This window comes from Paenibacillus sp. 01T424, from assembly GCF_056398745.1.
Genome location: NZ_JBFTPZ010000054.1, coordinates 20296 through 47114 on the forward strand (window position 1 = coordinate 20296; position 26819 = coordinate 47114).

26 protein-coding genes are annotated in these 26819 nt (G+C 43.4%); 8 read left to right on the forward strand and 18 right to left on the reverse strand.

The window, feature by feature from the left end; translation table 11 throughout:
* Positions 1-75 precede the first annotated feature (75 nt).
* The 4 genes from AC1DPK_RS29525 to AC1DPK_RS29540 are packed head-to-tail and all read left to right on the forward strand — an operon-like array spanning position 76 to position 3391.
* Positions 76-975, forward strand: coding sequence for a carbohydrate ABC transporter permease (locus tag AC1DPK_RS29525; protein WP_076270705.1), 900 nt, complete (start codon positions 76-78; stop codon positions 973-975).
* 16 nt (positions 976-991) lie between these two features.
* Entirely contained in the window at positions 992-1849 is an 858-nt protein-coding gene (locus AC1DPK_RS29530; protein ID WP_441957730.1) for a carbohydrate ABC transporter permease, read from the forward strand.
* Positions 1850-1889: 40 nt separating this feature from the next.
* Positions 1890-2687 carry a histidinol-phosphatase gene (locus AC1DPK_RS29535; protein WP_441881185.1) on the forward strand — a complete coding sequence of 266 codons (798 nt, stop codon included), beginning with the start codon at positions 1890-1892 and terminating at the stop codon, positions 2685-2687.
* Between the two features lie 5 nt (positions 2688-2692).
* A complete protein-coding gene (locus AC1DPK_RS29540; protein WP_477512470.1) occupies positions 2693-3391 on the forward strand; it encodes an MgtC/SapB family protein in 699 nt (232 codons plus the stop codon).
* Between the two features lie 132 nt (positions 3392-3523).
* Here AC1DPK_RS29540 and AC1DPK_RS29545 read toward each other — a convergent pair whose 3' ends face one another.
* From AC1DPK_RS29545 to AC1DPK_RS29590, 10 genes are all read right to left on the reverse strand, one after another.
* The gene (locus AC1DPK_RS29545; protein ID WP_339206099.1) at positions 3524-4663 is read right to left on the reverse strand and encodes a toxic anion resistance protein; all 1140 of its coding nucleotides are present in this window, start codon (positions 4661-4663) and stop codon (positions 3524-3526) included.
* 25 nt (positions 4664-4688) lie between these two features.
* A complete protein-coding gene (locus AC1DPK_RS29550; protein WP_477512471.1) occupies positions 4689-6377 on the reverse strand; it encodes a vWA domain-containing protein in 1689 nt (562 codons plus the stop codon).
* Positions 6367-7134, reverse strand: coding sequence for a hypothetical protein (locus AC1DPK_RS29555; RefSeq protein ID WP_477512472.1), 768 nt, complete (start codon positions 7132-7134; stop codon positions 6367-6369). The genes AC1DPK_RS29550 and AC1DPK_RS29555 overlap by 11 nt, the downstream gene beginning before the upstream one ends.
* A 533-nt stretch (positions 7135-7667) precedes the next feature.
* On the reverse strand, positions 7668-8315 hold the full coding sequence (locus AC1DPK_RS29560) for a 2OG-Fe(II) oxygenase (RefSeq protein ID WP_477512473.1): 648 nt from the start codon (positions 8313-8315) through the stop codon (positions 7668-7670).
* A 109-nt stretch (positions 8316-8424) separates the two neighbouring features.
* Positions 8425-9363 (reverse strand): GNAT family N-acetyltransferase, encoded by a 939-nt coding sequence (locus AC1DPK_RS29565; protein WP_441881189.1) that lies wholly within the window; start codon positions 9361-9363, stop codon positions 8425-8427.
* Positions 9364-9852: 489 nt separating this feature from the next.
* Positions 9853-10230, reverse strand: a complete 378-nt coding sequence (locus tag AC1DPK_RS29570; RefSeq protein ID WP_477512474.1) for a DUF3221 domain-containing protein — start codon at positions 10228-10230, stop codon at positions 9853-9855.
* 137 nt (positions 10231-10367) lie between these two features.
* A complete protein-coding gene (locus AC1DPK_RS29575; protein WP_477512475.1) occupies positions 10368-10805 on the reverse strand; it encodes a WapI family immunity protein in 438 nt (145 codons plus the stop codon).
* A gap of 162 nt (positions 10806-10967) precedes the next feature.
* Entirely contained in the window at positions 10968-11522 is a 555-nt protein-coding gene (locus AC1DPK_RS29580) for a suppressor of fused domain protein (RefSeq protein ID WP_477512476.1), read from the reverse strand.
* A gap of 194 nt (positions 11523-11716) precedes the next feature.
* Positions 11717-12958: a hypothetical protein gene (locus AC1DPK_RS29585; RefSeq protein WP_477512477.1), complete on the reverse strand. Its 1242-nt coding sequence runs from the start codon at positions 12956-12958 to the stop codon at positions 11717-11719.
* Between the two features lie 204 nt (positions 12959-13162).
* Positions 13163-13630 carry a hypothetical protein gene (locus AC1DPK_RS29590; RefSeq protein ID WP_477512478.1) on the reverse strand — a complete coding sequence of 156 codons (468 nt, stop codon included), beginning with the start codon at positions 13628-13630 and terminating at the stop codon, positions 13163-13165.
* Between the two features lie 388 nt (positions 13631-14018).
* Here AC1DPK_RS29590 and AC1DPK_RS29595 point away from each other — a divergent pair, with 388 nt between their 5' ends.
* Genes AC1DPK_RS29595 through AC1DPK_RS29610 form a run of 4 tightly spaced genes read left to right on the forward strand, consistent with a single transcriptional unit; the run spans position 14019 to position 16456 of the window.
* Positions 14019-14336: an ArsR/SmtB family transcription factor gene (locus tag AC1DPK_RS29595; RefSeq protein ID WP_430056135.1), complete on the forward strand. Its 318-nt coding sequence runs from the start codon at positions 14019-14021 to the stop codon at positions 14334-14336.
* Complete coding sequence (locus AC1DPK_RS29600) at positions 14336-14470, forward strand: hypothetical protein (RefSeq protein ID WP_430056137.1); 135 nt, start codon at positions 14336-14338, stop codon at positions 14468-14470. The genes AC1DPK_RS29595 and AC1DPK_RS29600 overlap by 1 nt, the downstream gene beginning before the upstream one ends.
* Positions 14445-15761 (forward strand): alpha/beta fold hydrolase, encoded by a 1317-nt coding sequence (locus tag AC1DPK_RS29605; RefSeq protein WP_477512480.1) that lies wholly within the window; start codon positions 14445-14447, stop codon positions 15759-15761. The genes AC1DPK_RS29600 and AC1DPK_RS29605 overlap by 26 nt, the downstream gene beginning before the upstream one ends.
* Complete coding sequence (locus tag AC1DPK_RS29610) at positions 15758-16456, forward strand: DUF998 domain-containing protein (RefSeq protein ID WP_477512481.1); 699 nt, start codon at positions 15758-15760, stop codon at positions 16454-16456. The genes AC1DPK_RS29605 and AC1DPK_RS29610 overlap by 4 nt, the downstream gene beginning before the upstream one ends.
* Before the next feature lie 182 nt (positions 16457-16638).
* Here the strand turns inward: AC1DPK_RS29610 and AC1DPK_RS29615 are convergent, their stop codons facing one another.
* The 8 genes from AC1DPK_RS29615 to AC1DPK_RS29650 all read right to left on the reverse strand — a co-directional run.
* On the reverse strand, positions 16639-17526 hold the full coding sequence (locus AC1DPK_RS29615) for a carbohydrate ABC transporter permease (RefSeq protein WP_076270717.1): 888 nt from the start codon (positions 17524-17526) through the stop codon (positions 16639-16641).
* A 14-nt stretch (positions 17527-17540) separates the two neighbouring features.
* On the reverse strand, positions 17541-18431 hold the full coding sequence (locus AC1DPK_RS29620) for an ABC transporter permease (RefSeq protein ID WP_076270718.1): 891 nt from the start codon (positions 18429-18431) through the stop codon (positions 17541-17543).
* An 89-nt stretch (positions 18432-18520) separates the two neighbouring features.
* On the reverse strand, positions 18521-20239 hold the full coding sequence (locus AC1DPK_RS29625) for an extracellular solute-binding protein (RefSeq protein WP_477512482.1): 1719 nt from the start codon (positions 20237-20239) through the stop codon (positions 18521-18523).
* Between the two features lie 167 nt (positions 20240-20406).
* Complete coding sequence (locus AC1DPK_RS29630) at positions 20407-21471, reverse strand: helix-turn-helix domain-containing protein (protein ID WP_477512483.1); 1065 nt, start codon at positions 21469-21471, stop codon at positions 20407-20409.
* Positions 21468-23252 carry a sensor histidine kinase gene (locus AC1DPK_RS29635; RefSeq protein WP_477512484.1) on the reverse strand — a complete coding sequence of 595 codons (1785 nt, stop codon included), beginning with the start codon at positions 23250-23252 and terminating at the stop codon, positions 21468-21470. Before AC1DPK_RS29635 ends, AC1DPK_RS29630 begins: the two co-directional genes overlap by 4 nt.
* Before the next feature lie 207 nt (positions 23253-23459).
* Positions 23460-24680: an amidohydrolase gene (locus tag AC1DPK_RS29640; protein ID WP_477512485.1), complete on the reverse strand. Its 1221-nt coding sequence runs from the start codon at positions 24678-24680 to the stop codon at positions 23460-23462.
* Positions 24681-25092: 412 nt separating this feature from the next.
* Complete coding sequence (locus AC1DPK_RS29645) at positions 25093-25305, reverse strand: TM2 domain-containing protein (protein WP_339206070.1); 213 nt, start codon at positions 25303-25305, stop codon at positions 25093-25095.
* Between the two features lie 362 nt (positions 25306-25667).
* A partial coding sequence (locus tag AC1DPK_RS29650; RefSeq protein ID WP_477512486.1) for an S-layer homology domain-containing protein occupies positions 25668-26819 on the reverse strand: 1152 nt, incomplete at its 5' end.

Consider the following 26819-nt stretch of genomic DNA (forward strand, 5'->3'; position numbering starts at 1 on the left):
CAGAGCTTTAAGTAAATTTCAGCCGAGCGGATGCCCTTCATTAGAAGGCATCCGCCGGCCCAACGGAGGTAGCCCATGAGAAAGCTTTCGCTGGCCATGAAGCGCGAGGAACGGTCGTTTTGGTTTTTCATAGCCCCTTGGTTTATCGGTTTTATATGCTTCACCGGGGGACCGATTCTCGTCTCGCTGCTGCTCAGCTTCACTGATTACAATGTCATCTCGTCCCCGACATTCGCAGGAACAAGCAATTACAGCACGCTGTTCGGAGACCGGCTGTTTTACAAGTCATTGTCCGTGACTCTCTATTACAGCGTTATGGCCGTACCGTTTACGATACTGACATCTTTGATTGTTGCCGTTCTGCTTAATCAAAAAATCAAGGGGCAATCGCTCCTACGCACGCTGTATTACGCACCAAGCATTATATCTGGTGTAGCCGTCTCCTTTTTGTGGTCATGGCTGCTTAACCCGCAGTTCGGTGTCGTGAACTCAGTCCTTTATGATTGGTTTGGCATTCAAGGACCAGGTTGGTTTACGAGCCCGGGTACGGTCGTTCCGTCCATGGTACTCATGCAATTGACGGCATCAGGCAGCACGATGGTGATCTTTCTTGCCGCGCTGCAATCGCTGCCGGCAGATCTGTTTGAAGCCGCATCTATGGAAGGGGCGAGCGGTTTCGCAAAGTTCCGTAAAATTACGATTCCGCTTATTTCACCTGTCATTTTATTCAATACCATTATTAGCATGATCGGATCGCTGCAAATCTTTACGGAAGCCTACGTTATCACGAAGGGAGGGCCGGACTGGAACTCCTATTTCTACGTGTATTATTTATTTGATACTGCATTCAAGCAGTTCCGGATGGGGTATGCCTCCGCTCAGGCCTGGATATTATTCCTGCTTATTTTCGCGCTGACTCTCGTATCGCTGTGGGGCTCCAAAAAATTCGTCCACTATGAATATGACTCGAAGTAAAGGAGGTTCCTTTATTATGAAGCGAAAAAAATCGTACAATCACGGCGATTTGCGTCTGATGGACAAAACAATCATCTATATCCTTCTATACGGAGGCGTTCTATTGTTCGCATTTCCTCTGTTTTGGATGCTCTCCACTTCGCTTAAGACCATCGGCGAAATTCATCGCGTTCCGATGACGTGGTTTCCAGCCCATTTGCAGTGGATCAACTTTAAGCAGATTTTCATCGATGCCCCTATGGCTCGTTTCCTATGGAACTCGGTGTGGTACTCAGCCGTGACGGTAGGTGCAGTCGTATTCTCCTCGTCGATGGCCGCCTTCGCTTTTGCAAGATTGCGGGCGCGCGGAAGTATGCTTTTATTCGGGCTTGTCCTCAGTACGATGATGATTCCGTCCCAAGTCACCTTGATTCCGCAATATTTGCTGTTTACAAAGCTGCACTGGACAGGCACGTATCTGCCGCTCGTGATCCCAGCTTTTACAGCAAGCTCCTTCACCATTTTTCTAATGCGCCAATTTTATTTGGGCATTACCAAAGAATTGGATGAAGCCGTCAAAATCGATGGAGGAAGCCATTTCACGATGTATTTCCGCATCCTAATTCCCCTCTCCATGCCTGCGTTTGCAACAGCGGCTATTTTGGAGCTGATATCGAGATGGAATGATCTATTCGGACCGCTCATTTATTTGAACGATATGACGAAATACCCGGTTTCACTCGGGCTCGCTAATTTTACAGCTGCATACGGGGCAACACCGTGGCATCTGTTGATGGCAGCTTCGCTGGTCGCGATTTTGCCGCTGCTGTTCATTTTCTTTTTTGCTCAAAAGTATTTCATTCAAGGAATCGTTGTATCCGGCTCTAAAGGCTAAATTAATCTAGTATTCATCACGCATTCATCGGAGGTACTACATGAAGTTTGACTATCATACGCATCATGAACGCTGCGGACACGCAGTTGGTTCGGTCAAGGAATATATCGAAGCAGCAATAACACAGGGATTAGATATTATCGGCATCTCGGATCATACGCCATTTTTTGCAATTGCTGAGGATCGTCCTTCCTTAACTGGCAGCATGGCAAAAAGCGAGTTTCCAGCTTATATTAAAGAGGTCTTGGAGCTAAAGAAAGACTATGAAGAAAAAATAGAGGTGCTGCTCGGCATCGAAGCTGATTTTTTACCTGAACATCTGGATTTATACCGCTCGGTTATCGCTTCTTATCCTTTTGATTATGTTATTGGCTCTGTGCATGAATTCGCCGGTATCGGCATATACGATTCAGAGTATTGGGAAGGCTTGACTGCAGCACGTAAATTGGAAGTGAAAAATTTATTTTATGATTATATCGCTCAGTCCGCCAAGTGTGGATTATATGATATTTTAGGTCATGTCGATTCATTGAACCGCTACTTCTACGGTTATCCAGAGCTCCGCACAGAAGCTGCCGACGTCACGTTGAAAGCAATCGCTGCTAGCGACGTCGTCATCGAAATCAATTCTTCCGACAACAATTGGGTGCCGGATGGCTATTTCCTAGAACGCGCGCTCCATTATGGGGTTAAGGTGACCTTCGGCTCCGATGCGCACCAGCCCGAACGTGTAGGCGAGCATTTCTCGGCCATCGGCAGCCATTTATATGAAATTGGGTATCGAGAATGGGCCATATTCCGCAAACGCGAACGGTTGATGGTTCCAATTAGTCGGTGATCGCCTTGGATAACCCGTGGGTTATTGACCATGCCACCATCCTAATCCGGTTGTCTCTAGCCGTATTTCATGGCGGTCTCATCGGCTTCGAACGGGAGCAGCAAAATCATCCGGCTGGGCTCCGCACGCATATTCTGGTTTGCCTCGGCTCTTCGATGATCRTGCTGCTGTCCATTTACGGCTTCGCTGAATTTGCGGGAGAGCCCAACGTACGGATTGACCCGGCGCGGCTAGCAACGGCTGTCATTACCGGCGTCGGCTTTCTCGGAGCCGGCACGATTCTATTCACAGGCAAGTCTATTACGGGACTGACAACAGCCGCTTCCTTATGGGTCGTCGCAGCCATTGGGCTGCAGATCGGTGCGGGCTTTTATTTCAGCGCAGCGGCAGGAACGATTCTTGTGTTCATCACATTATGGGTTTTCAATAAAGTGGAGCACCGTTTTCTGAAGAGCAAGAAGGTTAGAAAGCTTACCATTCAGGCGGAGACAGAAGAGGAACTGCTGGACATCGTCACCCAGAGGCTTGCCAGCCGCTCGATTATGACGCAAAAAATGATGCTGCAGCGGATACGTCCATCACTTGATATGCCGCTATGCTGGGAAGTAAAGCTTGATATCGTCGTTCCAAGAACCATGGAGCCGAAGGAAATCGTAGCCGAAATGAAACAAATCGGCGGAGTCGTTGCTGTCAGTTTTGAATAGAATAATAAGCAGCTAAACACCCCCGGCGGTTATCGCCGGGGGTGTTTGTACGTATTTGCAAATTAATTGATGCATTTACTAGTATATCAACTCTTTTAATTAGAGGGGCGTCTCCCCTCCTCATCGTGCAATTTACAAGCCTAACTTTTGCCCCTTCTCCAGCCGCAAAATTCTGCTCTCTCCCTCATTTGCCAGTTCTCTGAACTGACTAATGGTTTCACGCATACGAGGAAGCGCCTCCTGCTTATAGGTGCTAATTGAATCTAACGCCGACAGCACATCAACAAAAGCCTGTTTCATCGTGTCGACTGAAATATTTGTTTCAAGTGATTGCTTATGGATCGCTGCGCCTTGGTCTTTCAGCATTTTTGAAGTGCCGCTGATGAGAGTGTCCGTGGTTTGATTGAGAAGCTCAATCTTTTTTAGTACAATCCTTTGATTGTAGAGTGCGCTGGCCACTGTGACTGAAATTTTCAGGGCAGAAACGGTAACGTTCCTTGCTCTGTCTACCCCTCTCATAAGCTCCTTATTATTTCTCATGACAACTTCAATTGCCATAATCCCTTGTTGATTAACGACCAGCATTTGCTGCAAATCCATGAGACGCTGGCGCAAAGGAAACAAAACTTCCTCTGTGATGAACAGGATTTTGTCTTCAGATTCTTGACGCAGTTTAGCTGCTTCGATCTGCGATTCAATTTCCGAATCCATTAACACACCCAGTTGGATCTCCTTTTGAAGCTTTTTAGTGAGCTCCCTGAGAGCATGCTGCTCAATTTCCAAGGTTGTATTATCATTTTTCAATACCGTTTTTCCCTTATCCAAAGAAATTATGATGTCCGAAATGACAGCATCTGCTTTCTGGTACTTTACAAAATAACGCCGCAAAGGGTTAAACAACATGCCTAAAACGCCACTTTTCGCAAAATCTATGACGCTGGGATCTAGATCTTTTAACTGAAGATGCAGCTCCGCCAAGCCCTTGGCTACCTGCCCGCCTTCATCCCCTGTTTTTGATAAGTTCCCTACAGAAACCTGCAAAAGAGCATTTTTCTCCGAGGATGACCGCATGGAGCTCATCCCGAAGCTATCGATGGATTGCAAGACCGCCCTCCGTTTCTCCAATGACTCGATATCCAATGCCAAAATCGTAGAAACATTATTTAAAGCCAGCTCCTTCAGCTGCGTTAATTCCTCTGGCTCGGGCTTAACCTGCTCCTCCATTGCTGATTTCAGTTTTTCCTCACTAATCACTTCCATAGAAAATGACATTGAAGCCCCTCCTCATTGATAATCCTTACATTTGAACGTTGAGCAAATTGCTGATTTTATAAACAACATCCTCTGTATCTGCGTTAATGCTGGCCGCCTCATTGATGCTCGAAATACTTTGAAGCGCCTTGATGTTCGCATTGTAACCTATCGTGTAGATCGGGATCTTGTACGTCTCAATCAGTCCTCTAATATCTTTAAGCGAATGCCCTTCATTCGTTTCCCCGTCGCTGAGCACAAAGATTAGCGGCTTCACATCCGGATTCAAGGCTATCTCATCCTGAAGCATTTTCATTGCCACCACAATACCGTCAAAAGTAGCTGTTCCTCCACTGGCTTGAAGGCTGTCTATGGCCCCAACGAACATCGACTGCTGATTCGTGTCATACTTCCCTATAGGAAGATTAATGGCCACATCACTGGAGTAAGAAACGAATCCAATACTGTTGTCCCGTCCCAAAAACTTTTGTCCTTTCAGCAGCGATTCCTTCAAACGGTTTAATGGCTCACCACCCATACTCCCTGATACGTCTGCTACAAACACAGCCGCAATCGGTTTACTCCCGTTCTTCTTCTCCTTCCACAGCTTCTGGGCAGCAGACAGAATACTGCCATCCACCGCTTCAAGCTCAGACTTATAGTCATTGAGGCCATTAAAACCCTTTTGCTCCGCTAATTTCTGATATTTTTCTTGTTCCACAAAATCGGCAAACTTCTGAATAATGTCGAGCTTATCCTTTGGCAAATCACCTAAAGCATAAAGCGGGCTGTCATGCCTGACACCGAAAGGGGTGAAAACATAACCCGCTTTGAAATCTGTTGCGTTCACAAAGGTTTGATACTCAAGAACAAAAGCATCAAGCATACCTGTCTTAGCTGCCTCACGCATTTGCAGCGTGGTAGAAGCAATAAAAGGTACATTTGCCTGGAACTTCTCAAAGCCTTGAACCGCTTTCTCCCCAAGCAGATTGGAGCTGTCAAAGGTTCCGAGGGCAGTCACCAGAAAGTTTAGCCCTGTAGAACTGGCAAATGGATCTGTATACCCCATAGCCAGCTCATTATCCGCGATAGCATCAGTTACTGTTTTTAAATTCAGAGAACCGTATTTATCGACCAGCTCATCATATTTCGCCTTCGTTGCTACAATGCCAGTAACATTGCCAACAAGACGCTTAGAGACCAGCTCAGCTTGGATGCCATCCACTTTCACCATTTCTCCCCACAGCTCGTTGGAAGGAGTAAAAGCATCCGGTATATATTTGCCTGATCTGATATAATCGGTAGCAGTTCCCGAAGCAATATTACGGATCATGACCGAAACCGGCTTTCCATTTACCGTCGTATTGGATTTATTGAATTCTTTAGCCACCTCGTTTAACCAGCCATCAACACCCGTTCCTGATTTCTCTGTGGATGAGAAAATCTCTACAAAGCTGTCCGTTGTATTCGTTACTGAAACCGGAAACTTCGAAATATCGGGTAAGGAATCACCAATTGACGCGGGATCGAGATCGATTTGACCCTTGATTGGCTCTATCGTTTTCACAGACACATCTTTATATAATTTATCAAGCTTTTTTGCTGCATCTTCCGTCGTGATCTGCGTCTTTGTTTTACCTAAATTTGAAGTTAAGCTAATGCCCAAATAAACAAGCAAAAAAACAGACACTGCAATAGCTCCTATCACTACAAAAGCTTTCCCCTTACCTGCCATATCCGTCTCCCTCTCCATGCTTATATAATTTAGTCTGCTTGATTAATATATCGATTTCCTTCATGCATGACATTTCCTCAACATCTCTGTAGTCGGTACTGTTTAACAGCGATATTTCCAATAATAATTTATCTAGCTTAAGCAAAATTTCTTCATTCGCACGAAGATAACCCGTCACGTAGGATAAGTACTCCTTGTATAAATTTGTTTTTTCCTGTACTAGCTTGTTAGATAGCCCCGCGGGTTGTTGTTGGCCTGTGAAGTTGGCGTATCCAGAGGCATTGAATACACTAAGCTTATTGAGAATACCTCTAATATTAAGATAGAACAGCTTCTCAACCTCATAAATAACCGAATCGAACTTCTTATAGCTTAATTCCGTCTGATCAAATCGCTGGCTCAGAACCTCGGTCAAGGCGGTCTTCTTCTTATCTATGCGTTCCAGCTGATCCAAAGCAAGAGCCATATCATTTTTAAGATCTTTTGCATGTCGATACGGTTGAAGCGCTGCAATATAATCCTCACGCGTTGTAATGTTTTTTACAGGCAGCGCAACTGGCGGTTTAAAAAGCAAACTATAACTCCCATATAACATAACAAGAAGGCTTACAACCAATAACGTTACGCCTGAAGCCGTTTCAAGTACACTTTCACCTCCTATTTCCACACCTAGAAGCCCAGGTGACAACACAACAATATTCAGAATCGCAACACCGCCAATAAGCCCAAACAGCTTCAAAAATCTCCCGTTATCCAACGTTCACACTTCCCCTGCTATTACAGTAACTTACTCCAATTCAACTTTTTAAGAAGCATCGTTATCAACACAGCTACATCGTTAAAATATAGATATTAAACTCCTTATGCTTAATTTTATCAGAGAATAACCGAACAAGCTCCTAAATCTTACTAATTTATCCGTTTGAATTTATAAATGGAAAAAAGAGATGCCTGAAGGTCTCTTTGTTATTGGATTTATAAGTAGGAGAAAGTTAAATTCTTTTTGCCCGAACCCACAATGATCTGCTGCCTAGAGGCATTAGAAAGCTGAAGCTGTAATACCTGTTTAAAGTGACTTACGAGGGTATTAAGTGATGTAATCAACCTATTCATTAAAAATTAAAATGGCTGCTTAATAAGTGAAAAAGCAAAAACCCCGACCTCTTATGGTCGGGGTTTCACATTGTGGAAGCGAACTGCGCCAAAGTACAACGACAATTCGCCTCAGCGCAATGATTTGATTGCTGTGAGTAGTATGATTCCTTATATTCATTGCTTCCAAATCACTCTTTATGAAATGCGCAGCGCCTGTCTTCTCATCCACATCGTCGCGACCCACTTTTCACCTTTAATCACCGGTGTACCTGCATGCAAGGTGAAATCATTTATTTCATTATTGTTATAAAAATATTCAAAGTAAACAGCCATGCCTTTGTTAGGAAAAACTGAAATATTAAGCAGAGGGAACGCCGTTTCTCCGCCTTCCTCCACATCATTCAAATACATTATAAGCGTACTAATTCGWTTGTTAGCACTTGCTCGATTTGTTTCTGCGAAAAAATCATAATGTGGCTGATACTCTTGGCCAGGGGTATATAGCAAAACTTGCAAGCCGTCGCCATGCTCAATGGGAATATTCATAATTTGAGAGAATCTTTTTTCGATTTTTGTAATCGTCTCATTCTCCTCACAAAATACTCCACTGCTCGTTCTAATTTGGTTCTCTGCACGATCTCCACTTATTTTTGAACGCTGCAATTGTTCCCTAGAATGTCTAATTAGCTCATCGCATTCCTCATCGCTAAGCACATTTCCTAGTACGACAACCAATGGCTCCTCATACTTGGCAAGAATACGAATCTCTCGATCTTCTGTCTTAATTGTATTTCCAGCATGATCAAATATTGTCCGCTCTTTTTCCGTCGTATCCCCTATCATTCTTACACAGCCCCTATGGTATGACATTCACCACAAAATACCATACCATACATTTCAAGTATTTACTTTAAAAAATCAGAAAAATCGAAACAATCAAACGGTCACCCCGCTATGGTTGCGCAGGTATATACATATTTTGTATCTCCTGTACTCCGGGCACGAACCCGAGATTAAAATAAACAGATTCTGCATCATTACCTTCCATCACATACAATCGTAGAATTGAATATTTATTTTTCAGCATACTCAGCGCTCTTTGCAGCATAAGTGTAGCCAGCCCTCTTCCTCTATGAGCAGGTATTACACCGATACTATATACTGCTGCCATGTTATCTTGTAGACAAAGACGACAATTGGCAATGAGCTGACCAGAGTTCTTATCATAGATTAGTGTTGAAGCCTGAACTAATATGTCATTCGAATAATTAGGATCTTCATTTGGAATAAAATCTTCTAAAGAAAACTTTTTTCTCCTTACTGCTTCAAATCCGCCTTTAAAGCTTTCATAGTCACAATGAGCAATGTCATCTTCATTGATGAATCGCTTAGCTCCCATCTCGTTTTCTTCAATTTGGGGACTTTTAATAATTAGATTATCATCCCAGATCACTTCGAAATGATCTGTAGGACGCTGCATCCAACGGCATCTGAATTCATCCGCCCAGAAGCCTGCCCTCGCAAATAATTGAACTTGATCTGGAAGAACCTCAAAAGTCTTAATTGGCTGCGTTCTGTCAGACCAATGCATTACTATTTTTTTAAGCAGCTTCAATATCTTGAATGCATCATTAAAAGGAGGAATAAAAAACAAATGGTAGATTACGTTGGGCGCCATTCTTACACCACCGATTTTATTCTCTCCCTTATAAATCCAAAATGAATTTCTTCGCGATGCTGCATAGCTTTCTTCTCTAAAAAAACCATTATATTGCATATTATAATATACAGAACAATACAATCCCCATTCTTCTGGCTCCGCCTTCCGAATAGAATATTCCTTCGATAAATCATAACTAATGGTATCCATAGACCAATTGTTTAATTGCATACTCCATACCTCCTTGTAAATTCTCAAAATAATAGAATGAAAACACGAATTACTGCCGTTTGATACCTCTCCACAAGACATCCGAGAACGACAAAAAGACCACAGATGAACATAGCTTCATCTGCAGCCTCTAATCTCCTAAGCGATCCCTATTCACAGGAATGAATTTCATTATACCTGATATAAGAATACAATTACCGCGCACATAAGTCGCGTTAGAGTAAGGGCGTATGATATTGCTATTGTTCTTAATGTACGAGTTCAGCCAAATAGCAGGTATGCAGATCATAACTGCGATCACCTCCAATTAAGCCAAACCTCATATATTCAGTTATTTTTTCAACTGATTAAGAACAACAATAATCACGACACCATTCACTCCTATCGCATGCTTATTTGCCTATATTACCAACGAGAATGCCTATTTTCAATTTACTAAATAATTATAAAAGATTTCTACCTGTATTTTATCCTACAGATAGCAAAAACTTAATGACCTATAATCTGCCTAGTGTTCTGCCTTTCTATTTTACCAGCTATAATTTGTGGGGGATAAGATTGCATTACAACATATTCACCATTATCATTCGTTTTGGGAGTTACATTAACTGATTCACCTATCGCCAGCTCGTTGTAGAGCAGAGTATCCTCAACAATATAATTTATTAATTCAATATCATTCTTTTTAAATGTTTCAAAGTCCATACTTTCTGCATCTTTCCAAGAGATGTCCTTCGCTACTAAGATTTTTTGCTCTTCCTTTGCAATAATGTAATTCCCCTTTTTGTCGTCTGACGAGGAACTGCAACCAGCAAATACACATACGAAAATTGCTAAGGCTACTCCTAATACTAACTTTTTCAACATTTTCACCCCTATTCAGTATAACCTTTAGACGAAAATGCAAGTGAAATGTTACGAACGAATACAATTTCAAGCTTTTGTTTCCGCTGATTTATCAATACGTCATCATATTTCATACTTAATCACTATTGCCACTCGGTTCAACATTCATGTTGTATCCCTTTTAAACCACCATGATGATTCACTATTTCTTCTAGTCCTTCGACCGTCTCTCCGAAAAAAATTTGCTCGCTTTCGATTTCAAATTTCATCTCATTATCTTGATGTGCAAATTCCTTGAAATAACCTACTATTGAGATTTGCCTTCTATTAATAAATTTAACTTTGAGCTCTAGGTTTGCTTCAGTAGAACAAAATGTTGCCAATCCCTTTAACTCCGCCCAACATTTAACCAACTGATTGTAGAACTCATATGTTTCACCAGTTGTAAACCATAACTCACCCTTTACGTAATAGTTTCCGCTCTTAATTTCTGCGATTCCCTTTACATCATAACCACCAAAAGGGCTTGTCATATTCGGAAACCCGAATACTTCATCTAAAGAGATTTGTATGAAACAACCCTGTTTACCCCTCATAACAAATTGGTATATCAGAATCAACCCATTTCGTAGTAACTTATTTCAGTTCTTTTAATTAGTCTGCTAGTAAGCTTCATATAAAATGAGAGCAGGTTCCGCAGCGCCTGCTCATTAATATGTTCTATTCAACTAACTTTACCCACCCTCGTAATAAAAAAATCATTTAAAGGCTAAGTTCTTTCTCTTAACATTGTATAAATCGAATCCTTCAGTAAACCAAAATTCCTGTAAACCTACTTCGTTATACAATTCAATCTCTTCTCGGTAAATCGGGTACATCCCAGTTAAAAATATAGGCTTGTCAGTTGTTTCAATTCTTGAGGTTACATTGTCTATTATTGAAGGTGCAAACGCAAAAAATCCAACCATATCAGATTCTTCGCTTACTGGTTCATCAAATATAAATAAATCGCCAAATGAAAATCTCTTAATACCTCTTCTCTCTGCAACTAAGTGAGCTATAGCAAATCCCCATGAAGGGTCGTTTGTCTCTAAACTCAATATTAATTCAGGCTTTCCCCCTACCCATTCTGAATGGTCTGCTTCCGAAAGCCCGTAGGTAATAAATGTCATCATACCTTCTTCTGGTAAGTCGTTATATATAAATAAGTGTATTGGATTACCATCACCAATTGAATTTATCCTTTTTATTTGATATTCATCTCCGAATGTTGCTTCGATATGTTCCAGAAATATTTCAACATTATTTTTCATAATTCCCTCCGTGTAACTTACAGTTTATTTTTTCACTAACTTAGATATGAAGGTATTCATCATAAATAGACCATTTTCTTGTTTTGTGTTTCAAGTAACTGCATAGCGTAATGAAGCAGCCGATCATTACAATCGGCTGCTTCTATTTTTTTATTGAACTATTGTGTCCCGTTAATTCTATGACACTGTAACATCTACCAAGCTGATGCGTTCATTCTGGCAATCTCATCGGTTAGTCCCAGTCTGGTCATTTCTTCTACCATTACTTTTTCGACTTCCTCGCTATGAAAGCCCATTGCGTTAAATGTACGTATCAATGCTAGTTTGCCAGCATAGGTAGCCCGCTTTAAATAACCCTGCAATTCTTCAGCTTCCAAATCATCATCCACCAGAAGTGTTTCGTGTTGCCGACCTTCATCCCCAGGATGTACATTGGTTACCCCTAGTCCATCAGGAGTAGCGACAACGATTCGTTTTTCCCTCGCTGCTTTCACTCGATCAAGGTATGTATATGGATGATCGATTTTTGGTAGGTTTAGCGCATCTACCAGTCTGGACATGACCTTACGGCGATTTTCTTGATCTTCCTCGGTTGGTGCCCATTCATATTGCGCTTCCTCTTCCTCTTGTAAGTAGTTTTGGTAGGCCTCATCACTTTCAAACGACATATATATAAAAGTACTGTCAATAGCAATTACGCTCAAAAACTCCCTAATATTGTTGGCAATGACTTCTCCAGCTTCATCCCCACCCATTGGGGAAACTCTTACAATAGGGGCATTATTTAAATCCGGAACAGATCCGAATTCCGTTAAGAAGCCGTAGTGTTCGCCATCTCCACCCGTCCACCCAAACGAAATGATATCCCAAGGAGTATTCCCATACTCGCTCTGGTAATAACCGCCGTAAAAGCCGAGCTCGTCCCATAACGATAGTCCTTCTTCTTCAAGTTCCTTATCTAAGGAGTACAGGTCGCTGAATATATCCAGATCAGAATATTTTCCGTAATTGATCTGCTCACTTTCTTCTGCACTCATTGTATTCTCTGCTACAGTTTCTTGCTTCGCTTGCCATGCGAGCAATTCCTCCCTGTCTTCATCTGTGACCTCGCCAGGGTTTGGAGATGTTGTAATCATAACTTTACCTGTCCCAGCATTAAAAACGATTTCTGAATCTGTTAAACCACTTAATCGTTTGGAGTGAATATAAATATGCCCATCAACTAGTCGAAGCGTATCTTCCCACTCATCATGCATATAGGTCGTACCACTTCCATTTAATGTTTTGTAAGAGATAGCTAATGATCCATCTTTTTCGTGATTATAAGTCCAACCCATGGCAGTAAGTACCGAATCAAGAGGAAGATACAATCTTCGTCCCTCTATAAAAGGTTTGTTAGTAATAAGAATTTCATTCCCATCAACGTAAATATCCACTTGCTTTCCTGCCTTCTGTATATTCTCAGGGGGATTGGGTCTATCGCCACATCCACTCAGTATGCCCACGATTATGTTAAGGACAACTACCACTAATACTAGTTTCTTGACCGTCATTTCTTCTGTTCGCACATACTAATCCCCTTAGAAACGATCTCTTTTTCTATATTTTCGTCAGATAGTTAGATTATTCTGCCTGTTAGCTTAGTCGTAAATTTTTCTGAGATGAGAGCTATATTGCGCTTCCTCAAAAGTCATAATAGGGATCTCATCAAGCCAATTAACTTTTGAACCAATTCCTTCGCATCCCTGAAGCATATCCTCCCTTGTACTCATATCAATACCAAGTTTCTTCCAGATAATGTACCCATCCGCTTTAATTACATTTGCAACAATTACTGTACACGTTAAATCGCAATCATCTGGGCACATTAGTACTGGTAAAACAACCTCTTTGCTTACTGAATTGAACCTTTCTTTAATACATTCTTTCTCTTTCAAATTGTAGACCCATTCAATAATTGTTGGGACCATGCCTAGAAGGTTATTTGAAGGATAGTAATTATGAAGCAATAAATCCAGAGGAGTACCATCAATGACAATAGTGTGATGTTCAACTTTACAATACTCACTCTTCATCGTTACGACTTCAATTTTATTTACCAGTTCCATTGTTTAGACACCTCACTTTAAACAATTACCACGAAATAATGCACTACGATTTGCTCCGCTAACCTATCCGTTAGTTCAAACGACCCCCTATTTTAAAATCGCAGATGGGATAGGCGGTGCAAACTCATATCACCAGCCACGAGTATATCTCTTGTTTTTAAACCCCGATTCAAAACATGCAACGTTAAATAATTCGCTTTGGCGACTTCAATATCCTTCCAGTTAAAATGCTATCTCCTCCAATATAAATCTCCAATAGTGTAACGGTAGATTGAATTATTCGACATGTATTACGACTTACCAACCAATGTATGAGTTTTTAAATTTATTATATACGTTGACACGTATATACACTTAAGTATATATTGAATGCATGAACACAAACACTATGCAATTAACATTACTTACACTCGCCGAGCCGAACCGCTTTAACATTGTTGAGTTATTAAAAAAAGCACCACGATCGGTGAGCGAGATCGTCCAAGCGCTCAATATCGGTCAACCGCAAGTGTCTCGCCATCTACGAATTTTGAGCGAGGCTGGGTTGGTGCGCTCCCGCAACAAGGCACAACAGCGAATATATAGCCTCGAAGCAAAGCCCTTTCAGGATCTGGATGCGTGGTTTGACTCATTTAGTATCCTTTGGGAAGAGCGTCTCGATCATTTTGAGGATTATATGCTCGACTACAAAAAAAAGGAGGATTAATGCTAGCCTTTTATCTCAAGCGTTATCGCAGCAATGTTCGAAATCACCAAGCCATTTGGAATAATCGATTTGACGCACTAGAAAATGATCTAAAAAGGATGAATGAAGATGCGATCAAAAACAAAAATCCATAAAAACCGGGAACTTCGTGAGCTTACCATCGAACGGATATTAGCATTGCCTCCCAAGCTTGCTTGGGAAGGTTGGACAAAACCGGAACATATTACGCGTTGGTGGGGCCCTAAATTATGGACAACCACCGTCTTTGAAATGGATGTAAGACCCGGCGGTATTTGGCGTTATAGCCTCAAATCAGATGACATTATCGGGGAAGAGGCTTTCTGCAAAGCTGTTTATCAAGAGGTTACTGAACCCTTTACACTAGTATATACCGACTCGTTTACCGACAAAGACTGGAATGTCGTAGAGAACAGCGAGATGCTAACGACTGTTCAATTCGAGCAAACAACAAATGGCACAAAGCTTAGTATCGTCACACGATTCGCAAGTGCCGAGGAATTGGAAAATGCCGAAGCAATGGGTATGATTGAAGGCTTCAATGATGCATTTGACCGACTTGAAGAATACTTAGAAACGTCGACGGGAGGAATTATGGATACAGTTACTTCAAAGGATGGAACAAAGATCGCATATGAAAAGCTAGGAAATGGACCTGCCGTTATCCTAATATCATCGGCCGTTGCCGACCATAGCGATGCAGCCCAGCTTGCCCAGCTGCTTGCAACTCATTACACCGTTTACAACTATGATCGCCGTGGCCGCGGTCAAAGCTCTGATGTCGCGCCTTATTCCGTCCAACGTGAAATCGAGGATATTGAGGCTCTAATCCATAAGGCCGGCGGCAATGCTTGCCTGTTTGGAAGCTCGTCCGGCGCTGTGTTAGCCCTTGAAGCAGCGAGTCGATTAGGAGAACTGGTGTCGAAGCTGTATCTTTACGAACCGCCGTTCATTATTAATGACAGCCGTAAACCCTTGCCTACAGAATATGTTCACCATTTGAACACGCTAAACCAAGCAGGCAGACGCAGCGAAGCGGTCGAATACTTCATGTCGGAGGCTCTCGGTATTCCGGAAGAATATATTGGCTACATGAAAGCCGATCCTTCTTGGCAGGCGATGGAAAGCATGTCTCACACAATTGCCTACGATGGCATGATTATGGGTGACACGCAAGCCGGCAAACCGCTTCCAACCGACCGATGGAAAGTAAATGTTCCCACGTTAATTATGACAGGAGAGAACAGCGAGCCGCTCTTTCACGAGTCAGCCAAAGCACTTACCGAACTGCTGCCTTTTGTTGAATCCCAAACGCTGCCCGGACAGGATCATTCGGCAGTCGTGATGGCTCCGAGCATTCTAGTGAAGACGATTGTCGATTATGACATCGTCCGAGAAGAAAAATGACGAGATTATTGCCATTAGAGAATACGAAATCAGCTAAACCACTATTGATTGCAAAACCTATTTCCTCGATGTCATCTAATGCCGCACGATTGTCTATCGTCTCTGGATCACTCTTCATCTTGATCTTGGGTTGTCTACACCTCTTAGAGCCTGAATTCGATCCGACTTGGCGTTTTATCAGCGAGTATGCATTAGGTAACTTCGGCTGGATGATGCATTTTGCATTTATATTGCTCGCTGCAAGTATTATAAGCGCCGGAATTGCAATCTTCTCACAAATTCGTAGCGTCTTGGGGTATATCGGGCTCGTTATCCTTGGACTAAGTGTCTCAGGTATCTTAATAGCAGGCATTTTTGTGACCGACCCTATATCGGTGAGTCCGGATGCTGCAACGTTCAGCGGTAAAATACATGCCATTGGCGCCACGCTCGACTATTCGCCTGTCGCCGCCCTCTTGATCAGCTTTGCATTGGCACGCAATGAAGCTTGGAGACCCATTCGCGGACGACTGTTAACCACCAGCGGAATTATGTTTGTTTTAATGGCGCTATTTATAATTCAAATTCCGCAAGATGGACAGTTCACTCCTGACGTACTTGCAGGTTTATTCGGACGAATCTTAATCGTATCCTACCTTGGGTGGCTTTTGGTCGTCGGGTTTCACGTGCTCAAGCTGCGCAAGCAGAGCTTATAATAACAGATTTACCCTACTAGCATGAACAGAAAAATCAAAAAATCCGACCTCACGAGGTCGGATTTTTTCATGGTAATGGTGGCGAGCCATGACTGTGCAAAGCCATAATTCGCCGAAGTGTGCTGCTAAAACTGTTTGATGAGTGGAATGACCAGTGGCACGTCCTCCTCACAGGCACAGCCTTACTCTTTTACCGCGCCCAGCATAATACCGGAAACAAAGTACTTTTGCAGGAAAGGATATACGATCAGCATTGGTACCATAGCTATAAAAACCTTGGCCGCATTTAGCGTTCGATTAGACAGCTCGGACAGCTTCTTATATTGTTCAGGAGTCAGATTGGTGCCAACTGGAATGTTTACGACCAGCTGCTGGATATAGGTTTGAAGCGGATATTTAGCCGCAGTGTTCATTAGCACTAACCCATTAAAAAACTCGTTCCAATGATAAACGCTAAGGAATAACGCTACTGCAGCAAGTACAGGAAAGGAGCATGGAATATATACCCGAAACAGCACTGACCAAGGACCAGCACCGTCGACTACCGCCGCCTCATTCAGCTCCTTCGGCAAATTGCGGAAGAAGTTCATAATCAGGATCACGTCGAATACCGGCACTCCTCCGCCAAGTACTAACGCCCAAATCGAATCGATCAAATGATAGTTTTGAATAGTGAGATACCACGGAATCAAGCCCCCGTTAAACAGCATGCAAAAGACAAGAATCCACATAAAGGTATTGCGCATTTTAAAATCCCTCTTAGGCCTTGCCAGTGGGTAAGCCATTAATACCGTCATCAGCAAGGCAAAACCTGTACCGAGCACGGTGCGCTGAATGGAAATCCAGAACGCGTTAAAGAAGAGGGCGTCATTAATAATTTCCTTATACGGCGTCAAGGAGAAGCCAATGGGATAAAGCGTAACCAAGCCTGCATTAGCAGCGGATTTTTCGGAAATCGATACACAGAAGGTGTACCAAAGCGGGTAAATACAGCTAATAAGCAAAAGGCCGAGGACGACGATATTGGCAATTTCAAACGTCCGTGAGCCTAACGTTGTATTTCTGACCAATGCAGCGCCCTCCCTCAGAATACCGTGTAATCGGCATAGCGATACGCCAGACGATAGGATATGAATATCAGCACAAAGCTAATGACCGACTTGAACAAACCTGCCGCCGTCGCGAGCGAGAATTGAAGATTTTGCAAACCCAGTCGGTACACCCATGTATCCAAAATATCTCCAGTTGAATACACAAGCGGGTTATAAAGGTTATACACTTGATCGAATCCGGCGTTCAGCACGTTGCCTAGACTTAAGACGCCCAGCAAGACAACCGTGGTTGACAGTGCAGGCAGCGTGACGTGCCTAATCAACTGCCAGCGATTGGCACCGTCAATGGCGGCCGCCTCATATAGATTGAGATTAATGCCTGTTAACGCCGCAAGATATATAATTGCGTTAAAGCCAAATTCCTTCCACACATCAGTACCGATGATGAGCTGCCGGAATATCCCCGCATCCGCCATAAATAGTTTAGGATCGAAGCCGAACATTCCAAAAACCGTATTAACAACGCCATAATAGCCAAAAATTCCGATTACAATCGTTGACATAATAACCCACGATAGAAAGTGCGGCAGGTAAACGACAGTCTGCACCAGCTTTTTGTAGCGCATGCTGCGAAGCTCGTTCAGCAATATGGCAAAGATGAGCGGAATGAGCAGATTAAGCACGATTTTGCCGATTGCGATGATAAAGGTATTAACAATAACCGTCTTGCTGTCATTAAGCTGAAACATATACTTGAAGTTTTCGAGCCCCACCCACTCGGATTTAAGCAGCCCCGCTCCCGGATTGAAATCCTGAAAGGCCATCAGAATTCCAAACATAGGCACAATACTGAACATCACAAGCCAGACCATACCCGGCAACAGCATCAAATAATAGTGTTTCTGATGGCCTAATTTTCTCACTAAGGCTAGCCTCCCGTCTCCCTATCAGGATAACAAAGCTTGCAAAAGGCACTTAAAACCGACAGCGCCTTCTGCAAGAGTATGCTCGGTTACTTCTTCAAGAGCTCGGCGACTTCCGCTGTGATCTCATCTCCGCCTTGAGACTTCCAGTCCTTCACGAATTTATCGAAAGAGTCGATGGACGCTTGGCCAAGGATGATTTTCATAACGGTCTCATCCTCCATCTTCTTCAGGTTAGCCCATTTCGTTTCCATCGTTGAAGTTTGGTTATAGGTAACGCTAAAGATCTTTTTATCAATTGGAATTGTTGTGAACGGACGATCACCAATCATGATGGAGTACAAGCGCTGGAAATCTCCGAAGTTAGCTGTACTGAAATTGCTGACATTTAGATCGTCGTACGGAGGCTTAATGACGTCTTTTACCTTTTTCGCATCCGCATACATCAGCTTGTACAAGCTGTTCGGCTTATTATAATCCTCTGGATTGGTCTCGCCTTTCAGTACTTTCAGAAGCTCTGCATACTCATATTCCGTCTCATTGGCCGCGGCCATAACGTTGCGAAGCGGATACCAAGCCACATTAACCGACAAATCAAAGGTCGCTTCATCACGTACAAGCGCATTATTCATGATCATAATGGCTTTGACGACATCCGGTTTGGCATTTTTGCTAATAACAGTGTAGGTGCTGCCCGTCGTTTTCATATGCACATTCCATTTGTTATCGTCAGAATAGACCGGATAGGCCTGCCAGTTAGCCGTCGGATCGTTTTTGAAGGAGTCCCCGTTGCCATAGCCGCCATTCCACCATGGACCGAAGAAAATCCCCGCCTGATTGGCATTAATCGGATCCCCTACGTTGTCACGGGTACCTACTTCAGGATCAATAAGCCCTTTTTTGTACCAGTCAGCCAGCAAAGCCAACGTTTTTTTCGTATTGTCCGTCGTCGTTCCGTATGTTACCGATCCGTCACCATTGTCAAGCCAGTAACCCGGATACGCATCCATCGCGCCAAAAATCGGATCGAATCCTCCCATATTGTTAGAGGAGACGAGGAAGGTAGAATAAGGGAACGTATTTTTGGAAGGACCGGCAATACCAATCATTTTGTCCCCGCCAAGCTTGCTATCAACAAACGCTTTTGCCGTTTTTTCGACATCGGACACCGTCTTCGGCACCGGCAGCTGCAGCTTATCAAGCCAGTCCTTGCGAATCCATAAGACATGAACGCCGTCGGTATCCACCGTAATGTTCGGGAGCGAAACCATCTTGCCCTTGTAGCTGGCATTTTCCAATGCACGGCCATCAGTGCTTGCCATAATATCCTTCACCTGTGAAGACTGATATTGCTGGAAGATGTCGGTGATATCATACAACAGTCCCGAGCTAGCCGCTTTGGTCATGAAGGAGCGGTCGTCGACGACCATACCGTCCGGCAGCTTACCCGATGCGATCGTCAAGCTGACCTTCTGCTTAAAATCGTTGCCGGTGGCCGCAGTCCAATCCACAATTACATTGATGTTGTACTTTTCCTTAAGATAGCGCGTGTACTGGTTGTTGCTTACACTGTCGCCTTCCGGCAGCGTTTTGTCTGTCGGATCCACCACCATGCCGATGTGGACATCAACAGGGTTCGGAAATTTGGAGAAGGCCAGGTCATCTCCCGATAGTGCTGGGCTTGCAGCGTTTGAGTCTGGATTTGAAGACGCTTTCAAATTATTCGATGAATTGTTGGAAGAAGAACATGCTGTCAAACTTAGAGCAAGTAATACGACGGAAAGCATCAATGCCATATTCTTTTTCATCTAATCCCTCCTCAAAAGAATGGCCAAGCAATTCTTACTTCGTAAGCAACTGCTTAGTTTCTTGCCTTCTCATTGTACATTGGAAGTTAGGAAAAAAAGTCAGACAGATGTGCCGTGTTTTGCGCCAGGTACAAGGCCAAGGTAGATATTTGTTCGATCCGTTGTAGTCATTCCTCCCCCTTGTGGAACTGGGCCCGAAATTCGGAGGGTAAAAGACGGGTCTGTTCATGGAACAGCTGGGAGAAATATTTGGAGTCGTTATAGCCTACGGCATGAGCAACCCAGGCAATCGACTGATTGGTTTCGCACAGCAGACGCTCTGCCGCTCTTATCCGCTCTTGTCTTAAGTATTCATTAAACGTTGAACCCGTCAGCTTCTTAAAGCATTGACTAAAATAACTTCGGCTCATGTGCACATGATCAGCGACGTCCTCGGCATGCAGCGTATTTGAAGCCTTCTCGCAAATGAATAACACAGCCTTTAGGATGCTGGTTGTCGTATTGGTAAAATCGGAGGATGAAGCAACCTGCGCATAAACACGTTTCCTGTAATCGCGCATCCATTCAACCGCAGACCGGACGTCATCTGCATCAGACCGGAGCTCTGCAGCGAGTAGAATAACGGGCTCAATTTGAGACAGCACACGCATAAATAACCCTTCCAGACGGCGAAAAGAAACCTTAGCTTCTATGGTCTGTTTACATAACCGCTGAAAAACCGATTCATTATAGAGCCAGTAGTGTGAGCGCCACTCCTGCTCCAGCCTGCACCACTCTTCTTCCTCCAGGTTTTGCTCAGGGCCATGCGTAGGCGCTGGTTGCGCAGGAGTCTTGGCAGAAAGAGGTATCATTTCTCCTGTCATTTTCTGCTGGATTCGTTTCAATATTTGCTCATCATCCTCTGATTCCAGGCGCACCTTGGAAATATAATCGAGCACACCCATGCGATAAGCCGTTTGCACAATCTCAAACTCCTCGTGAAAAGATAAAATAACAGAACGCAGCTCCGGAAATCTTTGCCGTGTGACTTGAAGCAGCTCCATACCTGACATGACAGGCATCGAGAGATCTACGAATATGAGGTCCACCTCATAACTTTCCATAAACTCCAGCGCCTTCGCGCCGTTCGCCGCTTCTCCAACAACAACCATATCGTGATTGGACCAAGGCATAATCGAAATCAAACCTTTGCGCGCTAGCTTGTCATCATCAACAATTAATACACGAATCAAATCGCTCTCTCCTTTCTATGATGGAGAAAAGGAAGGGTTAAAGTAACCGTTGTGCCTTGATTTGGAGTGCTTTCTATACTCATACGAGCTTTATAGCCATAAGATGATTCCAGCATAGACCTGACATAACGAAGTCCAATTCCCCAACCCGTCTGCTGCTGATCCGGCGTGTCGCGCTGCAGCAAAGCAAGCGTCTCAAGACTCAGCCCTTTGCCATCATCACGGATTATAATGCGCACCATCTGCGCCTTTTCATCAGCCGAGATGTTGATCTCCAGCTTGCCGTTATCGTCAAGGCCATGACAGACGGCATTTTCCACAATGGGCTGCAGAATGAACCTCGCGACAGGACTATCGAGATAAACCCCTTCCGCAATATCCAGCTTCACCTCAAAATCATGCCTCATCTGCTGCAGTTCCAGATAGGTTCGCATGACCTCTATTTCCGACCTGAAGGTAGCCGTATCCTCTGATTTACCCAAGTTATAGTTCAGCAAAAAAATTAACGAGGAAACAAACTTCTCAATCTCCGCCTGCTTATGCATAACCGCCAGCCACCGTACCGAATTGAGCGTATTCATCAGAAAATGCGGGTTGATTTGGTAGGCTAGCTTCTCTATCTCCAGCTGATGACGGCGCTTTTCCTTTTGCTCCACATCCATAATCAGCTGCTGAATTTGACGCTTCATAATATTAAATTGATCGAGTAGCCGGTCGAATTCATCGATCCCCGTATGATATTGGCTGGTACCCATATATCCCTTGCCAAACGTCCTCATTTCCTTCTCGATTAGTCGAAATGGCTTGTTAATGATCCTCCGCAATAATAGTGTGAGCATAAACATCATTAGAAGAGCAATAGCGAGAATCCAGTACATATGATTTTTCCACGTATAGAGCTCGTGATTGTAGAAGGAGACAGGAAGCAGCAACGTGATGCCGTAGCCATAGTCACCTGTCATTCGGTTCCATACATACCCGCCCGTCACTCCCGATTGCCCGCTTAGACTGAGACGCTGGCCAGCACTAAAAGCAGTTGAATTGCTGCTATAAGTCACCAAGCCCGCCGTATCAGTGAAAACAAGCATATAGGGCATACTCAAACTTTCTGTAAGCGAATTCATAACGGTGGAGATATCCGACTTTGCTTCCACATAAACAACTAATTTCGTTCCGTCTGAAAATTCAACCTCTCTTGTCACCGACATAACCAAATCATCGCTGAATCGGCATAGGGATTTATGCGGGGACTGGTATTTCAGCTCCCCGGTACCGGCGACACTCGGCAAAGATTGCAGCGTAAAGTCACCGCGCAGCGGCAAATTCGAATAAGAAGCATTTCCGCTTGCGGGATTATAATACATCACCAGCTCCATAGCCGGATTCGAAAAAGTAATTAATCCAATGTTGTAGGCGATATCGCGAGAGAGAAGACGCTGACTATACGTGTCCGCGGTGGAGATATACGTCTCCATCAGGTTGCCCACCGTACCTTCCGGCGTCATCTGCTGTGTAACCTGAAGCAAGTTACTGTACATCTGATTCAACTTTGTCGTTTGCTGGTATAGATCAAAAGCCATAGAGGTCTTGATTTTATCGCGCTGCATCGTGTAGATCGCATTATAGGAAACAGACGCCATTAGGATGGCATATCCTACAAATCCAACGGTCAGAAACACCATGATTCGTTTGCGAAGAGAGGTGAAAACAAACCGATTGCGCAGCATAGACACGAAGCTTATTTTCCTACTTGTAGACTTCATAGAGCGATTACCGTCCACCTCCATCACCTCACAACAAGTATGAATCAATATTCGCTGTTTTACAGGTTTATCCTTCCTTGTAGGGAGAGCGCTGTGTTGCACAGACACATAGCGATCTGAGAAAAAGCAAAAACCCACAACCTGCTGAGGTTGTGGGTTTGCATGGTGGAGGTAAACTGCGATTTTGCAAATCACAATTCGCCGTCGTATATCTCTACAATATGCCTACAACGATCCACTCACAAGCCGCCCTTGGTACCATACCGCTTGACGCGCCGCTCTTCGCGCTACCGCTTCAGCCGTGCAGCTTGCGTGCAACAGTACAAAACTCGCGTCGTCTCCGATCTTAGGCCACACCTGCTGACCTTTTGAATCAAGTGGCGTTATCCCCCCAGTAATGAAACTGATGGCTTGAGATAGTGATAATTCATCGTTATACCCATACAATTCTGCGAATCGCCCTGCTTTATCTAATTGATCTCCATTCCCGAAGGGAGACCAGTGATCTGTAAGGCTATCCGTTGCCAATTTTACCGCTACTCCATTTTTAGTTAACATCGGGAGCGGCATCGTCATCTTGCCAATCGGAACCGTCGAAGCAACGGACATGCCAAGCGATCCCATCCGTTTAGCAACTTCCTCCGCCTCTTGTGGCTGCGCACCTGCAAACCAGAACGCATGACTAACCGTTACTTTTCCTTGCAAACCAGCCTCTTCGGTCAGATCAACTAAACGCATCAGAGCTTGCTTGCCCGCTTCGTTCCTATCATGTAAGTGAATATCGATACCAGCATTATTCAAAACCGCTAATTCTACAATGGTCTGCAGTGACTTCTCTATATTTCCATCCACTGAGAATGGATCTACTCCACCAACATGAGTTGCTCCCTCTGCCAAAGATTGCTTTACGAGTTGAACAGAATCCGATAGCAGAAGCCCATGCTGAGGGAAAGCGACAATTTCCGATGAAATTTTACCTGAAAATGTATCTAGCGCCTGCTTAGTCGCCTCTAACCGTTGCAGTCCACTGGTAGGCTCGATATTACAATGGGTACGAACATGAGTAGCCCCATATCCCTGTATAAGAGTTAAGATGCTTTCGGCTTGTTGTCTTGCCGTTGGAAGGAGCTTAGGCAATAATACTTTCTCTTCCTCAATCCTCTCGAAGATGCTTGATACAGGCTTTACCGCTTTCCACGGTCCATCGAAATACGTTTTATCCAAATGAATATGAGCCTCTTCGAACGAAGGCAGCATCAATAACTCTTTACAATCATATTTAACAGTTTCACTTTGAATATCCCGTTCTGTTCCTATAATTTCAGCAATAATACCGTTTTCAATTCGTAAATGACAAATTTTCGTTTTCGTACCAGAGACCTGTCCATCTTCCATATCATAACCCTGTTCTAATCTTACATTCGTTAACCAATAAGAAGCGTTCAATCGATCATCTCCTGTCTTTACCCATATTAAAATCGCGTCCTCTTTATTTCCAATCTACTTCTATGGTATCACTAACCACTATTTTACGATAATTTCAATAGCGTTAGCATCCCCGCTTAGCTTGCAATTGAAACTCCAATACATATATTATGGCCGCATCGCATTTGAGTAAAGTGAATAGGGAGAAAGAATTTGCAGTTATGAATTGCGAAGCTCATATCAAAATTAACAAAATACAGCTGCGATGTTTTATTTATGTATGTAAAAAAAACCATCCTCATGCGGATGGTGTTAATGATGGCGGAGACGAGGGGAATGGATACCTCTTATATTCAATTTCACCCAAACGACTGAGTGAAAAAAAAGGCTCTACCTTAACAGGTGGAGCCCTCTAGTTTTTTATGTAATTAAATTATGCCGAGATTCTTCTGCCTTCACTATCCGTAAACTTTCCTACAATAATCATAATTAGGTCAATCAGCAACCAAATTCCCAATCCACCTAAAGTGATAATTTGTAAGATAGCTGTGCCTATTTTCCCGACATAAAACCGATGTATGGAAAATCCTCCCAAGAAAAAACAAAATAGTAATGCAGCTACAAATGATTTAGGACTTTTATCCATGATACATTCCTCCAAATTATTATATAATACCCTCCTATTCTATCGACAGAAAACCCATCAAATGTTAATCTTTTTAGTTGATGAGGTTCCTATAAATTTTAGGGGTCCTTTGATGCGTTCAAAGAATTGCGCAAAGTGATTTTATTGATGTAAATATGATTGGTCTGCAGCTATGGAAAGCCAATGAAAAAGAGAATAATTTTCCATAAAACAAAGCAATTCTTTATCATTCTTTCAGTCAGTAATTTAACGAGATCTGTGTCGAATTAAATTAACTCAACATAAAAAGAGCTGTCGAGACTTTCTCGACAGCCTGAGCCTGCCATACGGCAGGCTTTTTGTATGAAAGCACTATGCATTTATTATTTTAAAGCTTCCAATATTGCTTTTAGGTCCGCATTGGTTTGAAGCGTGTGTAAAATAATCGTTAATGCTTCAGCGCGGGATGATGGTTTGTTTGGCGCAAATTGTCCATTACCCGCTCCGTTAATAATTCCTGCCGCTGCTGCTTGCTTGATTTGCTCTTTGTTCCAAGCTCCATCAATATCTGTGAAAGCAGGCACTGAAGCTGTGTTTACAGCTTTAAGATCAATGATTTTAGAAATAATGGAAATAATTTCTGCACGGCTGATTTCTTTGTTTGGTTTAAATGTGCCATCTTCGTACCCTGAGATAATGCCGCTTTCAGTTAAAGCAGCAATTGATGCTGAAGCCCAGTGGTCGGAAACGTCACTTAGCTTATTTTTATCACCCATCGCAGAGAGGTCAAATACCTTTGCAATAATGGTAGCAAATTCGGCGCGGGTAATACTTGCGTTAGGTTGGAAGGAACCATCCTCATATCCGTTTACAATCCCCAATTTCACGAAAATATGAACGGTTGCCCCAGCCCAGTGAGATTTTGTGTCTTTGAACTCAACATCAGTAGGATTAGCTTTCGCTTCCTCTACTTTCTTGTTTAAGCTGGATATCACTTTTTCCACTTGAATCACATTTTGATCAAATTTCACTTCAGGCGTTGCTGTCGGTTTTGGTTCAGGTGTTTTTTCAGGCTTTGTTGTTGGCGCTGGAGTAGGTGTCGGATTACCATGATCGCCACCGCTGCCAGAGCTTACTTTAACCTCAACTATTTTTGTTCCAAAAACGGTACTGCCGTCAGCAGCCGTTGCTTTAACGGTAACCGTTCCTGCTGAAACACCCGTCAATACTCCGCTTTTGCTAATTGTCGCTGTGCCTGTTGCGTTTTCAACAGACCACTCGATTGATTTGTCCGTCGCATTAGTAGGAGCAACGGTCGCGTCAACGGTTAACGTCTGACCAACCAGCACGCTGGAATCACCTGTTAACGTAATCGAAGCAACAGGGACTTGGACTGCCGTAATCGTAAGGATCGTGCTGCCTACAACTCCGCTTTCATCGGCAGCTGTTGCTTGGACTGTTACTGTACCTGGATTGCCGGCAGTAAGCTCACCCGTTGTTTTATCAATAACAGCCGTACCTGTTCCATCTATTAC

What these genes read in the sequence shown, in the direction of transcription:
- AC1DPK_RS29525 (WP_076270705.1), top strand. Translation starts at nt 76, where the DNA reads ATGAGAAAGCTTTCGCTGGCCATGAAGCGCGAGGAACGGTCGTTTTGG.
- AC1DPK_RS29530 (WP_441957730.1), top strand. Translation starts at nt 992, where the DNA reads ATGAAGCGAAAAAAATCGTACAATCACGGCGATTTGCGTCTGATGGAC.
- AC1DPK_RS29535 (WP_441881185.1), top strand. Translation starts at nt 1,890, where the DNA reads ATGAAGTTTGACTATCATACGCATCATGAACGCTGCGGACACGCAGTT.
- AC1DPK_RS29545 (WP_339206099.1), bottom strand. Translation starts at nt 4,663, where the DNA reads ATGTCATTTTCTATGGAAGTGATTAGTGAGGAAAAACTGAAATCAGCA.
- AC1DPK_RS29550 (WP_477512471.1), bottom strand. Translation starts at nt 6,377, where the DNA reads ATGGCAGGTAAGGGGAAAGCTTTTGTAGTGATAGGAGCTATTGCAGTG.
- AC1DPK_RS29565 (WP_441881189.1), bottom strand. Translation starts at nt 9,363, where the DNA reads ATGCAATTAAACAATTGGTCTATGGATACCATTAGTTATGATTTATCG.
- AC1DPK_RS29570 (WP_477512474.1), bottom strand. Translation starts at nt 10,230, where the DNA reads ATGTTGAAAAAGTTAGTATTAGGAGTAGCCTTAGCAATTTTCGTATGT.
- AC1DPK_RS29575 (WP_477512475.1), bottom strand. Translation starts at nt 10,805, where the DNA reads ATGAGGGGTAAACAGGGTTGTTTCATACAAATCTCTTTAGATGAAGTA.
- AC1DPK_RS29580 (WP_477512476.1), bottom strand. Translation starts at nt 11,522, where the DNA reads ATGAAAAATAATGTTGAAATATTTCTGGAACATATCGAAGCAACATTC.
- AC1DPK_RS29590 (WP_477512478.1), bottom strand. Translation starts at nt 13,630, where the DNA reads ATGGAACTGGTAAATAAAATTGAAGTCGTAACGATGAAGAGTGAGTAT.
- AC1DPK_RS29595 (WP_430056135.1), top strand. Translation starts at nt 14,019, where the DNA reads ATGCAATTAACATTACTTACACTCGCCGAGCCGAACCGCTTTAACATT.
- AC1DPK_RS29600 (WP_430056137.1), top strand. Translation starts at nt 14,336, where the DNA reads ATGCTAGCCTTTTATCTCAAGCGTTATCGCAGCAATGTTCGAAATCAC.
- AC1DPK_RS29605 (WP_477512480.1), top strand. Translation starts at nt 14,445, where the DNA reads ATGCGATCAAAAACAAAAATCCATAAAAACCGGGAACTTCGTGAGCTT.
- AC1DPK_RS29610 (WP_477512481.1), top strand. Translation starts at nt 15,758, where the DNA reads ATGACGAGATTATTGCCATTAGAGAATACGAAATCAGCTAAACCACTA.
- AC1DPK_RS29625 (WP_477512482.1), bottom strand. Translation starts at nt 20,239, where the DNA reads ATGAAAAAGAATATGGCATTGATGCTTTCCGTCGTATTACTTGCTCTA.
- AC1DPK_RS29645 (WP_339206070.1), bottom strand. Translation starts at nt 25,305, where the DNA reads ATGGATAAAAGTCCTAAATCATTTGTAGCTGCATTACTATTTTGTTTT.